General features: G+C 55.4%; 12 protein-coding genes. 10 read left to right on the forward strand and 2 right to left on the reverse strand.

Annotated features, from left to right (window positions below; translation table 11 throughout):
- The first annotated feature begins 140 nt into the window (after nucleotides 1-140).
- Nucleotides 141-635 carry a PadR family transcriptional regulator gene (locus ACQG0T_RS19925; RefSeq protein ID WP_017692641.1) on the forward strand — a complete coding sequence of 165 codons (495 nt, stop codon included), beginning with the start codon at nucleotides 141-143 and terminating at the stop codon, nucleotides 633-635.
- Here ACQG0T_RS19925 and ACQG0T_RS19930 read toward each other — a convergent pair.
- Nucleotides 632-2,191, reverse strand: a complete 1,560-nt coding sequence (locus ACQG0T_RS19930; RefSeq protein ID WP_047365710.1) for a methyl-accepting chemotaxis protein — start codon at nucleotides 2,189-2,191, stop codon at nucleotides 632-634. The two genes, ACQG0T_RS19925 and ACQG0T_RS19930, sit on opposite strands and share 4 nt — an antisense overlap.
- Nucleotides 2,192-2,430: 239 nt before the next feature.
- Entirely contained in the window at nucleotides 2,431-3,951 is a 1,521-nt protein-coding gene (locus tag ACQG0T_RS19935; protein WP_032649597.1) for a methyl-accepting chemotaxis protein, read from the reverse strand.
- 422 nt (nucleotides 3,952-4,373) lie between these two features.
- On the opposite strand from ACQG0T_RS19935, the gene ygjG reads away from it, so the two are divergent.
- From ygjG to ACQG0T_RS19980, 9 genes are all read left to right on the forward strand, one after another.
- Nucleotides 4,374-5,753, forward strand: a complete 1,380-nt coding sequence (gene ygjG, locus ACQG0T_RS19940) for a putrescine aminotransferase (RefSeq protein ID WP_045348130.1) — start codon at nucleotides 4,374-4,376, stop codon at nucleotides 5,751-5,753.
- A 602-nt stretch (nucleotides 5,754-6,355) separates the two neighbouring features.
- Entirely contained in the window at nucleotides 6,356-6,898 is a 543-nt protein-coding gene (locus ACQG0T_RS19945; RefSeq protein WP_017382405.1) for a fimbrial protein BcfA, read from the forward strand.
- Nucleotides 6,899-6,969: 71 nt separating this feature from the next.
- Nucleotides 6,970-7,503, forward strand: coding sequence for a fimbrial protein (locus ACQG0T_RS19950; RefSeq protein WP_017382406.1), 534 nt, complete (start codon nucleotides 6,970-6,972; stop codon nucleotides 7,501-7,503).
- Between the two features lie 46 nt (nucleotides 7,504-7,549).
- Nucleotides 7,550-8,260 (forward strand): fimbria/pilus periplasmic chaperone, encoded by a 711-nt coding sequence (locus tag ACQG0T_RS19955; RefSeq protein ID WP_017382407.1) that lies wholly within the window; start codon nucleotides 7,550-7,552, stop codon nucleotides 8,258-8,260.
- A gap of 60 nt (nucleotides 8,261-8,320) precedes the next feature.
- Nucleotides 8,321-10,945 carry a fimbrial biogenesis usher protein gene (locus tag ACQG0T_RS19960; protein WP_271040465.1) on the forward strand — a complete coding sequence of 875 codons (2,625 nt, stop codon included), beginning with the start codon at nucleotides 8,321-8,323 and terminating at the stop codon, nucleotides 10,943-10,945.
- The gene (locus ACQG0T_RS19965; protein WP_017382409.1) at nucleotides 10,946-11,953 is read left to right on the forward strand and encodes a fimbrial protein; all 1,008 of its coding nucleotides are present in this window, start codon (nucleotides 10,946-10,948) and stop codon (nucleotides 11,951-11,953) included.
- Between the two features lie 9 nt (nucleotides 11,954-11,962).
- Complete coding sequence (locus ACQG0T_RS19970; RefSeq protein ID WP_252052047.1) at nucleotides 11,963-12,508, forward strand: fimbrial protein; 546 nt, start codon at nucleotides 11,963-11,965, stop codon at nucleotides 12,506-12,508.
- Nucleotides 12,509-12,517: 9 nt separating this feature from the next.
- Entirely contained in the window at nucleotides 12,518-13,039 is a 522-nt protein-coding gene (locus tag ACQG0T_RS19975; protein WP_017692635.1) for a fimbrial protein, read from the forward strand.
- Nucleotides 13,032-13,748, forward strand: coding sequence for a fimbria/pilus periplasmic chaperone (locus ACQG0T_RS19980; RefSeq protein WP_023295473.1), 717 nt, complete (start codon nucleotides 13,032-13,034; stop codon nucleotides 13,746-13,748). The genes ACQG0T_RS19975 and ACQG0T_RS19980 overlap by 8 nt, the downstream gene beginning before the upstream one ends.
- Nucleotides 13,749-13,772: the final 24 nt, after the last annotated feature.

Below are 13,772 nucleotides of genomic sequence, written 5' to 3' on the forward strand. Positions count from 1 at the left end.
TGCCCTTCTCAGGTGAATACGATATATCGGAATGAATTCTTAATGATAATGATTGCTATTAACTAAGAAATCAAGATTTTTTAGATTGCATCTGAATATATCTTAGATATAGTTTAGATATATCAAATTAAGGAAAAAACATGCGACACGAACACGACGGCGGCGGACGCCGGCCACGATTTTTTGGCCATGGCGATTTGCGGCTGGTGATCCTGGATATCCTGACCCGCAACGCGAGCCATGGTTACGAACTGATCAAAGAGATCGAAAACCTGACTCAGGGACATTACACGCCAAGCCCTGGCGTGATCTATCCGACGCTGGATTACTTGCAGGATCAGGCGCTTATCACCATTACCGAAGAAGAGAACGGCCGTAAGCGGATTGCGATTAACGCCGCCGGAGAACAGTGGCTGGAAAATAACCGGGAACAGCTGGAGCAGATCCAGACGCGTATCAAGGCGCGCTCCGTCGGTTTCCAGCTGCGCAAAAACCCGCAGATGAAGCGGGCGCTGGATAACTTCAAAGCGGTACTGGATCTGAAGGTTAATCAGGGAGAGCTCAGCGACGCGCAGTTGAAACAGATTATCGGCGTGATTGACCGCGCGGCGCTGGAGATCTCCCAGCTGGATTAAGCCAGCACGCCGTCGCTCACGCGGAACACGCGGACCAGCTCTTTCAGGTGCATGGCCTGTTCGTTAAGGGATGCCGCCGCCGCAACGGACTCCTCCACCAGCGCGGAGTTCTGCTGGGTGGTGGCGTCTATCAGGCCAATCGCGCTGTTGATCTGCGAGATGCCTTCCGTCTGTTCGTGGCTGGCCTGGCGAATCTCACGCAGGATTACGTCCATCTCCTCTACGTTGCCGACCATGCCGTTGATAAGCCCGCTGGCCTTCTCCACAAGGTTCATGCCGTCCTGCGTCTGGCTTGTGGAGCTTTCAATCAGCTGGCGGATCTCACTCGCAGATGTTGCACTTTTCTGCGCGAGCTGGCGTACCTCGCCCGCCACCACCGCAAAGCCACGACCATGCTCACCCGCGCGCGCCGCTTCGACCGCCGCGTTCAGCGCCAGAATATTAGTCTGGAAGGCAATGGCGTCGATCAGGTCGATAATGTCGGACATCCTGTTCGATGTTTCGTTAATCAGGCGCATCTTGCTGGTGACCTGCTTCATCATCTCGCCGTTGTTTTTGACCACAGCAGCCGCATCGGCAGACAGGTTCGTCGCTTCTCCGGTGTGGGACGCGGTGTTCTTCACCGTAGCGGTGATTTGCTCCATCGACGCGGCCGTTTGTTCAACGGAACTGGCCTGCTCCTCCGTGCGGGCAGCCAGATCCTGGTTGCCCGCGACAATCTGCGCGGCGGCGCTGGAGATGTTTTCCGATCCGGTTTGCACCTGCTGCACAATCTCCAGCAGGCGCGTTTTCATCTCCATCAGTGCGGTGAGTAGCAGTCCGGTTTCATCTTTACCGTGCGAGGTAATGCTGCCGGTGAGATCGCCATCGGCAATGGCCTCCGCAAAATTCACCGCGTCGTTCAGCGGTCGGGTAATGGATCGCACAATGAACCAGCCAGTCAGGCTGGCTGCCGCGACGCTGAAAAGCGTAATCAGGACCAGCAGGAGACGATTGGTGCGGAAATCGCCTTCCACCTGCTCGCCCGCACTCTGCATTTCATGGTCCTGGATCGCAATCAGCGCCTGCACTTTCGCTTTATAGGACTGTTGCAGATTCAGGGTGTTGGTCATCATTTCGTTTATCGCGCCCGCACGGTCGTTATTCTGCACGGCCTGCAAAATGCGGTAGCGCGAGTCAAGATATTGCTGGCGTACGCCGTGGATATCGGCCAGCACCTGTTGGGATTTTTTATCCTTGAGAGCGTTGTCCAGCTCGCTCAGGATTGCGGAGATGCGGTCGCTGATCGCCTTCAGACGCTGCTCTGATTGCGCCGTGTACGTCCCCTGTTCGTCCAGCAGCATGAGCTGCTGCGTGCTTATAAATTCCTGGAAGTTGTCGATTAACTGGTTCGCTTTTACCGTCGTTGGATAGTCGCTGGTAAGGATGGTTTGCATTCCATTGTTTGCCCGATTCAGGCTCATCAGAGACAAGCTTGCGCTGACGACCATCAGGACAATAAATAATCCAAACGCCAGAAATAATTTCGTGCCGATCTTTACGTCATGTATGAACATATTTACCCCATCGATGTGATTATTTCTCAGACGATCGCTGTTATCGACAGAAAACACGCTAACTTTATGACTTTGATCGTTTTTTTATTTTTCACTCTCAATGAATCTGGATCATAACAATTAAAAACCGGGCGCTTTTTTTAGTTACTTAATATTTCATTAACAACATAACTTATTCTGAAAAACAAAAAAGCCGTTTACCCAGTAGGAATAAACGGCTTTATCGAAGCATGCATTTCTTAATGCAGCACGGTAACCGCATCTTCAAGGCGTCCGGCCCGGTGCTTAACCATCGCGGAAATCTGCGCGCTCTCTTCGACCAGGTCAGCATTTTTCTGCGTAATGCTGTCCAGCTCTGCCACAGCACGGGTCAGCTCTGTCAGGCCTGTCGCCTGCTCTGAGGTGGCGTGACTGATCTGCGCGATGAGCTGCGTGACGTTTTTCACCTGCTCGACAATATCATCCATGGTACGTCCCGCGGCGTGGACCTGCTCGGCGCCCGACTGCACTTTGCTGGCGCTGGCGTCGATCAGCTTGCGAATATCGTTAGCCGCGTTCGCGCTGCGGCTGGCAAGATGACGCACTTCGCCCGCCACCACCGCAAAGCCTTTCCCCTGCTCGCCCGCGCGTGCCGCCTCAACCGCGGCGTTCAGCGCCAGAATATTGGTCTGGAAGGCGATGTCATTGATAAGCGAGGTAATAGAGCCAATGCGCTGGGTACTGTCGGCAATGTCATCCATGGTTTTCACCACGGTCTGCATCACGGTGCCCCCCTGCGTGGCCGCGCTGCTGGCGGCCATCGATAGCTTGTCGACTTCGGCTGCGGTCTCAGAGTTACTCTGCACCGACGCCGCCATCTGGTTCATTGTTGCCACGGTCTGCTGCACGTTAGCCACGGTCTGGCGCGTGCGGTCGTTGAGATCTTCATTGCCCTGCGCCAGCCTGTCGCTGCCGTCGCGCACGCTCACCACCTGGCTGGAGACGTCGTTGATCAGCCAGCGGCACATCAGCCCCAGCTGTCCGACGGCCCGCAGCGTTAGCCCCAGTTCATCGCTGCGGTTAAGATGCTGCACGCTGTTACGCTCTCCTGTAGCGACCCTGAGCGCCTGCCGTGCGACGTTTTCCACCGGGCGGACAATCTGTTGCTCAAACACCAGGGTGCCAAGCAGCATCACCACGGCTGCTGCCGCCAGCGAAGCCCAGCCCGCGGCACTGGCAACCAGCGTTGCGGCCATCACCGCGAAAAGTACCGCCATTACGCTACGCACGCGCCAGCGCAGCGGCATCGCCGGTAATTTGCCGAGCCAGCCTTTGCGTACCACCAGCCCTTTATGAATGCGTTTTTTGCAGCGTCCTTCGTTGAGCGCCTTATAAAGCGGCTCCACCGCGGCGACCTCGTCCTGCGTGGCGCGGGTACGAATGGACATATAGCCCGTCATCTGGCCGTTACGCACCATTGGTACCGCATTGGCACGTACCCAATAGTGATCGCCATTTTTACGTCGGTTTTTGACAATCCCGCTCCAGGGTTCGCCCTTTTGCAGCGTGTACCACATGTCGGCAAAAGCCGCTTTCGGCATATCCGGATGACGCACAATGTTGTGCGGTTGCCCGAGCAGCTCCTGGAGCGTAAAGCCGCTCACTTGCACAAAGGTGTCGTTAGTGTGGGTCATGTAGCTGTGGAGGTCGGTGGTCGACATAAGCGTGGTGTCATCGTCCAGCGGATATTCATTCTGGGTGACATAGTCAGGAGAGGACATAGTGGGCATCCCTTGCAGGTTATTTGAATGTTAATTTTGTGGCTTATGTTTTTTCGGCGATAAAAAATTTATCTTTAGTTGTTAAATATGATTGAGATCGCAAATCTCGGTTAAACCGCACTTTTCGTGCGTTTTTCTAATTAATTGATTTAAAATACTTTCGGCATGAAACTACCTACAAAGCATGATACCCCGGTGCACACTTAAGGCGCATTCCCTGCCCTGGAGCAGTGCAATTGACGACACCCCATCCCCGGCTCGTTATCCCTTATCCCGTGCGGCGCGCGATGGCATGATTAAATATTGTGCAACTTTGATTTCACCTGGCGTTTATCCCGATTTTTGTTAAGGCATCTGAGGTGGCGTAATCCCTGCAATACTTAACTCAGTATCATGTGATACGCGATCCCCGGGAGCATATTTTGAACAGGTTACCTTCCAGCGCCTCGGCTCTTGCCTGTACCGCGCACGCACTGAATCTCATTGAGAAGCGAACGCTTGATCATGAGGAGATGAAACAACTTAACCGTGAGGTCATTGATTACTTTAAGGAGCATGTGAATCCAGGTTTTCTGGAGTATCGCAAATCTGTTACCGCCGGCGGGGATTACGGAGCCGTAGAGTGGCAAGCGGGCAGTCTGAATACGCTTGTCGACACCCAGGGACAGGAGTTTATCGATTGCCTGGGTGGTTTTGGTATTTTCAACGTGGGGCACCGTAATCCAGTTGTGGTTTCCGCCGTACAGAATCAACTTGCGAAACAACCTCTCCATAGCCAGGAACTGCTCGATCCGCTTCGCGCCATGCTCGCGAAAACGCTGGCAGCCTTAACGCCCGGTAAGCTGAAATACAGCTTCTTCAGCAACAGCGGCACCGAATCGGTCGAAGCGGCGATTAAACTCGCCAAAGCGTACCAGTCGCCGCGCGGGAAATTTACCTTTATCGCCACCAGCGGCGCGTTCCACGGGAAATCCCTGGGCGCACTGTCGGCGACCGCTAAATCAACCTTCCGCAAACCGTTTATGCCGCTGCTGCCGGGCTTCCGCCACGTGCCATTTGGCGACATCAACGCCATGCGCACCGTGCTGAGTGAATGCCGTAAAACCGGCGACGACGTGGCGGCGGTGATCCTGGAGCCGATTCAGGGTGAAGGCGGCGTGATCCTCCCGCCGCAGGGCTATCTGCCCGCCGTGCGTCAGCTGTGCGATGAGTTTGGCGCGCTGCTGATCTTCGACGAAGTGCAGACCGGGATGGGGCGCACCGGCAAGATGTTCGCCTGCGAGCACGAGAACGTTCAGCCGGACATTCTGTGCCTGGCGAAAGCGCTCGGTGGCGGCGTGATGCCGATTGGCGCAACGGTCGCCACTGAGGAGGTCTTCTCGGTGCTGTTCGATAACCCGTTCTTACATACCACCACCTTTGGCGGTAACCCGCTGGCCTGTGCGGCGGCGCTGGCCACCATCAACGTGCTGCTGGAGCAAAACCTGCCCGCGCAAGCGGAGCAGAAAGGCGACATGCTGCTGGACGGCTTCCGTCAGTTGGGCCGGGAATATCCGGATCTGGTACAGGATGCGCGCGGGAAAGGGATGCTGATGGCGATTGAGTTCGTTGATAACGAAACCGGTTATAGCTTCGCAAGCGAGATGTTCCGCCAGCGGGTACTGGTGGCGGGAACGCTTAACAACTCGAAAACCATCCGCATTGAGCCACCGTTGACGCTTACCATTGAGCAGTGTGAGCAAGTGCTGAAGGCGGCGCGTAAAGCGCTGGCGGCATTACGTATTGCCGTAACATCCGCCTGAACATTTATTTTTCCTGCCCTTTTAGCAGTATCAGGGCGATATGCAAAGAAATCCCTGGGATACGCCAGGGATTTCTTTATGCAGTCAGACTGAGGAATAATGTGCATAAGTGCAAACACGGTTCATCATATAAATTTAAAATATTTCTTTATGTAATATCAGATTGTAAAAGCAGCCGGATAATAACACCACCGCATTCCCAACGCATGTCCGAATAATGACAGCCGTAACGTCTTGCATTATTAACAAAACCACGATGACATTCATCGCAGACATTAATAAAACCGACCAGCGAATAGAAATGCGGTTCTGACGGCGTGCAATATCATTCAAACAAATAAATTATGAGTTAATTTTATATTTAGTAAAACTAATAAAACATCAACCCATTATCACATTGATATAATATTATTTAATCCGTAGAATCCCCTCATTCATCAGCGCAGTGGCGGATGATATAAAACCAGTAACAACGCCCTGGGTAAAAATAATATATTAATCTAAAAACATATCCTATACCACTGCCTCGAAAAAAGATTCACGTGACATTGTGAATATATTATTTCAATTGACAGCATGATGTTTATCTAAAAAGGATTTGTATGAAAAAGCAAGTTATAGCAATGGCTGTTGCCGGCGCGCTGGCTGGTGGCATGGCAATTAATGCGCAGGCCGATACCGTTACCGTTTCCGGCGGGACCGTCAACTTTGTCGGCCAGGTGGTAAACGCCGCCTGTTCCGTCGCGGCTGACTCCGTAGACCAGACCGTTACCCTGAGCCAGGTGCGTACCGTCAAGCTGACAACGGTCGGCATGCAGGCCAACCAGAAAGAAGATTTTAAAATCGTTCTGGAAGATTGCGACGCCACCGTTAGCCAGAATGCCGCCGTGATCTTTAACGGCCAGCAGGACCCTGCTGTAGAAGGCAGCCTGGCGAACACCGCTGGCGCAGGCTCGGCCAAAAACGTTGCGCTGCAACTGTTCGGGCCGGACGGCCAGGCGCTGAACATTGGCGATACCTCCTCCAACGTTAAGCTGATCAACGGCGAAAACATCATCCCGCTGAGCGTGGATTACGTGGCCACAGGCGCGGCCGAGCCGGGCAACGTCTCCTCCGTCGCAACGTTCCAGATGGTTTATTCCTGATTCGTTAGCCGATCTCGCTTCTTCGCCTGCGGGCGGAGAAGCGTTGTCCGGCAAGCGTTAGAGAGTTCGCAATGCAGCAATCCATAAATCGGGCGCTGCTGATAGCCGGCACTGCGCTTTTTGCCGTATTGCCAGCCGCGGCAAAGGACGATGGAAGCGTGACCTTTCAGGGTCAGGTCGTCAATGCGGCCTGTTCCGTCAGCATGGATTCCCAGGATCAAATCGTGCATATGGGACAGGTACGCAATAGCCAGTTCATCGCCGCCGGTGACTGGGCCAAACCGGTACCCTTCTTCATCACGCTGGAAGCATGCGACACCAGCGTAAGCCAGCGCGCCGGGGTGCTGTTTAGCGGCGAGTCTGACGGCAACGATCCCCAGGTTTTTCGCGCGGGCTATGGGCCTGGCGCCGCCACCGGGATTGGTATCGGTCTATTCGATGCGATGGGGAACCTGGTAAAGCCAGACACCGCGCCCCCCTGGTACAGACCTTTGCAGGACGGTGAAAACCGGCTGAGCTATATCGCCAGGTATCGCGCCACCGAAGATAGCGTCAACGCTGGTACCGCGAACGCGCAGGTCTGGTTCATCGTTTTTTACCAATAACTGACTCACAGGCAAGAAGCCTGACACATGAGAAACTGAGGGAACAATGCGTATCATTACATCACGCTGTAAACTGACTCGTCTGATAGCTGGCGCGCTAACGGCTCTGTTCGCGATGGGGATGGCCGGTTCTGCCAGCGCAGGCGGTATCGCGCTCGGGGGAACCCGGGTGATTTATCCCCAGGGTGATAAGCAGGCTTCATTAGCCATTATTAACTCTTCAACGAATACCACTTTTTTAATTCAGAGCTGGGTGTCCAACGCCGAAGGGGCAAAATCAGCGGATTTTGTCATTACGCCGCCGCTGTTCGTTATCCATCCTAAAAAAGAGAATACCCTGCGTATTATGTACGTGGGCCCCGATCTGCCTGTCGATCGTGAAAGCGTTTTTTATCTGAACAGCAAAGCCATTCCTTCCGTCGAGAAAAATAAGCTTTCCGGTAATACGCTACAAATTGCCACCCAGAGCGTTATTAAACTTTTTATCCGGCCGAAAAAATTGCCGTCGCTCTCTATTGATGCGCCCAAAACATTAACCTGCTCAGTCACCAATGGAAAAGTCACTATTACCAATCCATCGCCTTATTACGTTTCGTTGGTTCAGTTTTTCGTCGGCAACACGCAACTGGCAAATAACATGGTAGCACCCAAAAATAACCTGGTGGTGGAGATCCCCGGTGGCGGCACTGGCAGCGTGAGGTTTCAGACCGTTAATGACTTTGGTGCCAACACGCCCGTTCAGTCATGCGCGAAATAAGTCGTATACGGCGTTACGTATGACGTTTTGTCATTAAAAGCCTCGCAGGTAAGGGAAGACATGAAGCGTGTTCAGCCACGAAGATTTAACGCGCTCGTCAGAGCGTCGCTAACGCCGCTGGCGTTGACGATTGCGGGACTCCTTTCGTCCATCACCGTGCGCGCGGAGTATTTTTTTAACCCGGCATTTTTGTCGAGCGATCCTTCCGCCGTGGCGGATCTCTCCCGTTTTTCAACAAATGGCCAGGCGCCGGGCGTCTATCGCGTGGATCTCTGGCTGAATGGAACATTTGTCACCACCCGCGATATCAACTTTATCGCCAGAACCGTAACGGACGGAGCCGTACAGGGCGACGACACGGGGCTAATGGCCTGCCTGACGCCCAAAGCGTATGAAAACCTGGGCGTCAACGTTCAGGCATTCCCGGCGCTGGCCGCCGCGAAAGCCGACAGCTGCGTGGACATTGCCGCCATTATTCCGGCCGCTGCCACTCTCTTTAATTTCGAACAGCAGCGTCTGGAAATCAGCATTCCGCAGGCCGCATTACGCAACAACGCGCGCGGCTATATCCCGCCAGAGCAGTGGGATGAAGGTATTAACGCTCTGCTGCTGAACTATAACTTTAGCGGCTCATACAGCCGCGATCGCAGCGAAAACGGCACAACCCACAAAAGCTATTTCCTCGGCCTGAACAGCGGGGTGAATCTTGGTGCGTGGCTTCTGCGGGACTACTCGACGTGGAACTACTATAACAGCGACGAGAACCGCCATAGCGAATGGGAACATATCAACACCTATCTTGAGCGGACGGTGATTCCGCTAAAGGGCAGACTGACGGTGGGCGATAGCTATACCTCGTCGGAAATTTTCGACAGCCTTCCCTTTCGCGGCGCGCAGATCGCCTCGGACGACAACATGCTGCCAGACAGCATGAAAGGCTTTGCGCCCACCATTCGCGGGATTGCCAAAAGCAACGCGCAGGTCACCATCAAGCAGAACGGCTATAGTCTTTACCAGAGCTACGTTCCGCCCGGCGCCTTCGCCATTAACGATCTCTTCCCAACCTCCTCCAGCGGCGACCTCACGGTGGAAGTGAAGGAGACGGACGGCAGTATCTCCCGCTATTCCGTTCCTTACTCCGCCGTACCGCTCCTCCAGCGCGAAGGGCGGGTGAAGTATGCCCTGACGGCGGCACAGTACCGCAGCAATAACGGTCAGCAGGACGAGGTGAATTTTGCCCAGGGCACGCTGATTTGGGGGCTACCGCAGGGCGTAACCGTCTATGGCGGCTCACAGCTTTCCGGCGATTATCACGCGCTGGCTCTTGGCGCTGGCCTCAATATGGGCAACTTTGGCGCCGTCTCTCTCGACGTTACCCACGCGCGCAGTACGCTGGCCGACGACACCAGCCATACGGGGCAGTCTCTTCGTTTCCTGTATGCCAAATCCCTCAACAAGATGGGTACGAACTTCCAGCTGCTGGGCTACCGCTACTCCACGTCCGGGTTCTATAACCTGGATGAGACAACCTACACACATATGCAGGGCTATACGGGCGATGCGGAGCAGGATGACGCGAATGAGGCCACGAACTGGCTGGACTACTACAACCTCAACTGGACTAAACGCGGCAAGCTTCAATTCAATATTTCGCAGCAGCTAGGCGGGCTCGGCTCGCTGTTCGTGACCGGAAGCCAGCAGAGCTACTGGCACACGGACGACAAAAACACGCTCGTCCAGGTGGGATACAGCGGTACCTGGGCCGGGATCTCATACAGCCTGACCTACAACTACAACAAATCGCCGGGCATGTCGGATAGCGATGAGATTTATGCGATTAACCTTTCCTTCCCGCTTAGCCAGTGGCTTTCACCTGCCAATGACGTCAGTCAGAAGCGGAACTACGCCTATGCCACCTACGGCATGAGCGCCAATAAACATGGAGAAACATCTCAGAACGCGGGGATTAACGGCACGCTGCTGGCGGAGAACAACCTTAACTACAGCGTGCAGGAAGGTTATGCCAGCCAGGGGGCTGGCTCGCAAGGTTCCGCCAGTCTGGAATACGATGCCGCCTACGGCAACGCCAGCCTGGGCTACAACTACAGCGATAACGGCGATTATCGGGAAGTGACCTACGGCCTGAGCGGAGGCGTGGTAGCCCACCGCAACGGCATCACCTTAAGCCAGCCACTGGGTGATACCAACGTGCTGATTGCCGTACCGGGCGCGGCGGACGTCAGCGTCGAGAATGAACCCGGTATCCATACCGACGGACGCGGCTATGCGGTGGTGCCTTACGCCTCGGCATACCATCTGAACAGGATGGCGCTGGACATTAACTCCCTCTCAGACGCCATGGATATCGATGATGCCGTCACCAGCGTGGTGCCGACCCATGGCGCCATTGTGCGCGCCACGTTTAACGCCCGCCTGGGCGCACGCGCGCTGGTAACGCTGCGCTACCACGGCAAGCCGGTGCCGTTTGGCGCCATGGTTTCCCGCGACGATAACGGCAGCGACACCATCGTAGGCGAAGAAGGCGAAACCTACCTCTCCGGCCTGAGCCAAAAGGGAGTGTTGAAGGCGCAATGGGGAGAAGGGGCGGATAAGCGCTGTACGGCCAACTACCACTTACCTGAAAGCAAACAGCCGCTGCTGCGGATCACCATGGAGTGTTCATAAATGAAATTAAGGATGATGCTTCTCTCTGCCGCTGGGCTACTTTTTTCGCTGAGCAGCCTGGCCGCAACGTGCAAAAACGCTAACGGCGGAATTTCCATGGTGAATTACGATCTGACCACCACGCTCACCACGGATCAAAACATCAAGGGCAACGGTACAGAGCTGAACCGAACCCAGGATATCCACGTCAACGCCACCTGTCCCCCAGGCAACTGGGAGAAGCGCACCTATCGTACCTATATCTCACCTTTCCCCGTGGTCAAAACGGAAGGCGAGTGGAAATATTTACAGCTTGATCCGGATTATATTATCGGTGCGATGAAAATCCATGATGCCACCATCGGCGATTTTTATCCGCCGGTGGAGTATGTCCACATGGGGGGGCACGAAGAGGTGGATACGGGCGGCGTCTTCCCGGTGAACGACAGCAATCTGACCTTCAAAATACAGATTGTCAGGCCGTTCATCGGCTCGGTCGTGATCCCGCCGAAACTGATGTTTAACGTCTATGTCACCACGACGGAAAATGACCGGCCCACCGTAATCGTTTATCAGATCACCTACAGCGGCGTAATAACCGTCCCGCAAAACTGCGTGATTAACGCCGGGCAAACCGTCACCGTCGATTTTGGGGCACTCTACCACGGCGATTTCACCCAGGCCGGACAGCGACCCGACAGCGTAGCGCCAAAAACCTTTACCGTGCCGATCGAATGCAACGCTGATGTCAACTCACCGGCGCAGCTCACCCTGCGGGTACAGGGGACGGCAGACGCTCGTTTCGCCAACGCGCTGGCGACGGATAACCCGGACGTGGCCGTCGTCGTGACCAGCCCGCAGGGCGAGATCCTGCGGCCAAACGTGTTCTCAAGCAGCGTCCCCTTTACCACGGATACGTCAGGACGCGCGGACGTGACGCTGCAAGCCTACCCCATCAGCACCACCGGGCAGTCGCCAGAGCTGGGCGTCTTCAGGGCGCTGGCGCTGTTACGCATTGATTTCGCCTGAGGAAGCGTAATGACCATTTCATGGAAAAACACCGTATGGCTGAGCGTGGCCCTGTTAAACCCGCCGCTGGTGAAGGCTGACGACACAAGCTTTAACGTGCAGTTTATCGGCACCATCGTTGGGGAATCCTGTAACGTCGATACTAACAGCGCAGAGCAAACGATCGACCTGGGTGAATTTACGACAGAGGAATTTCCGCGCGTGGGTGCCACGACACCGGAAAAGCAGTTTGCCATCACGCTCAAAAACTGCACCCGCGCAATCGGCGGCACGACCGTCTGGTTTACCGGCGACGCGGACGCCAACGATCCCACGCTGCTTGCCCTCTCAGATACGGGAAAAGGGACGCAGCACATGATGGCGACCGGACTGGCAGTCGAGCTGCTCGACTGCGCGCGGGCGTCTGTCCCGATCAATAATACCGAGTCGCCGCTATATCCCCTGCTGCCGGGCGATAACACACTGACCTTCTTCCTGCGCTATAAATCTACGCTGCCGACGGTCACCACCGGCAACGCCACCGCCGTGATGTATTTCGATCTGCTTTACCAGTAAGGAGACAGAATGACGATCCTGAACAGGTTATTTATCTGTTGCGCGCTGCTGTTGTCAGGCAAGACGCTCGCCCATGACGGCACGGTCTATATTACCGGCGTGGTGAAAGGCAAAACCTGTATTGTCTCCCCCGGCTCGGAACAGCTGGTAGTGGAGATGCATGATGTGGCGGCCCGCCAGCTGGCCGGGCAAAAAAACGAAACGCCCTATGAGCCGTTCACTATTAACCTTGAAGCCTGCGGCGCCGGGTTATCCGCCGTCAGCACCCATTTTGAAGGCACGCCGGACGGTAACAATAGCGATCTGCTGGCCCTGACCGGCGGGCCGGACTATGCAACCGGCGTGGCTATCGGCCTCTATAATCCTGATAAATCGCTGATCGCCATGGGGGATGAAAGCCTGCCGTTCGCGCTAAGCAATGACCAGACCACCCTGGCGCTGCATTTTTACGCCCGCTACCTCGCCGTGACGAACGCCGTTACGCCGGGGGTGGCTAACGCTGCCGCCACCTTTGTGCTGACCTATGCGTGAGGCCAGCCTGCTGAAAAAAGCGGGGATAGCCCTGCTGACCGCCGCGTCTTTCTGGCTCTTGCCTGCTCAGGCCGGGGTGGTGATTGGCGGCACGCGGTTTGTTTATCCTCAGGATCAGCGCGCTATCAGCGTCACCGTGCGCAATAAGTCCTCGCTGCCGTATCTGATTGGCACAAAAATTTATCGCGGCGGCCGATGGCCGGGGGCGCAGCAGCCCCCCGAAGCGGCCACCGCGTGGTTTACCGCGACGCCGCCACTTTTTGCACTCCAGCCCGGACGTGAGAATAAGATCCGTCTGTTTCGCGCCGATGCGCCGCTTCCTGCCGATCGCGAAACGCTTTTCACGCTAAGCATTGCCTCCATTCCGGCCAGCCAGCGTCACAGCGATAACGTTCAGATGGCGGTACGTTCCAGCATGAAGTTTATCTATCGCCCGGAGGGGCTTCAGGGCGAACCGGCGCTGGCCTATCGTCAGCTACGCTGGCAGCTGACCGCCGACGGGCTGACGGTTGAAAACCCGTCGCCTTATTACGTCACGCTGTATCAGCTTTCCGTTAACGGAACGCGGGTGGATAACGCCGGCGTTGTCGCCCCTCTGAGCCAGCGACAAACGGACTGGTGTAAAGGGACTGCCAGGTGCCAGCTCACCTGGCAGTCGCTGAGCGACGAGGGGCGGATATTGCCCTCGATCGCCCGCACGGTGAAATAATTGCTCGCGGGGGTATCCTGGCAG

This window comes from Enterobacter cloacae complex sp. 302F9 (genome assembly GCF_050030335.1).
GTDB lineage: Bacteria > Pseudomonadota > Gammaproteobacteria > Enterobacterales > Enterobacteriaceae > Enterobacter > Enterobacter hormaechei_C.

Excerpts from the sequence above, each read along its gene's own strand:
- ACQG0T_RS19955 (WP_017382407.1), top strand. The coding sequence starts at position 7,550 with ATGCGTATCATTACATCACGCTGTAAACTGACTCGTCTGATAGCTGGC.
- ACQG0T_RS19960 (WP_271040465.1), top strand. The coding sequence starts at position 8,321 with ATGAAGCGTGTTCAGCCACGAAGATTTAACGCGCTCGTCAGAGCGTCG.
- ACQG0T_RS19965 (WP_017382409.1), top strand. The coding sequence starts at position 10,946 with ATGAAATTAAGGATGATGCTTCTCTCTGCCGCTGGGCTACTTTTTTCG.
- ACQG0T_RS19980 (WP_023295473.1), top strand. The coding sequence starts at position 13,032 with ATGCGTGAGGCCAGCCTGCTGAAAAAAGCGGGGATAGCCCTGCTGACC.
- ACQG0T_RS19975 (WP_017692635.1), top strand. The coding sequence starts at position 12,518 with ATGACGATCCTGAACAGGTTATTTATCTGTTGCGCGCTGCTGTTGTCA.
- ACQG0T_RS19950 (WP_017382406.1), top strand. The coding sequence starts at position 6,970 with ATGCAGCAATCCATAAATCGGGCGCTGCTGATAGCCGGCACTGCGCTT.
- ACQG0T_RS19945 (WP_017382405.1), top strand. The coding sequence starts at position 6,356 with ATGAAAAAGCAAGTTATAGCAATGGCTGTTGCCGGCGCGCTGGCTGGT.
- ACQG0T_RS19970 (WP_252052047.1), top strand. The coding sequence starts at position 11,963 with ATGACCATTTCATGGAAAAACACCGTATGGCTGAGCGTGGCCCTGTTA.
- ACQG0T_RS19925 (WP_017692641.1), top strand. The coding sequence starts at position 141 with ATGCGACACGAACACGACGGCGGCGGACGCCGGCCACGATTTTTTGGC.
- ACQG0T_RS19930 (WP_047365710.1), bottom strand. The coding sequence starts at position 2,191 with ATGTTCATACATGACGTAAAGATCGGCACGAAATTATTTCTGGCGTTT.
- ACQG0T_RS19935 (WP_032649597.1), bottom strand. The coding sequence starts at position 3,951 with ATGTCCTCTCCTGACTATGTCACCCAGAATGAATATCCGCTGGACGAT.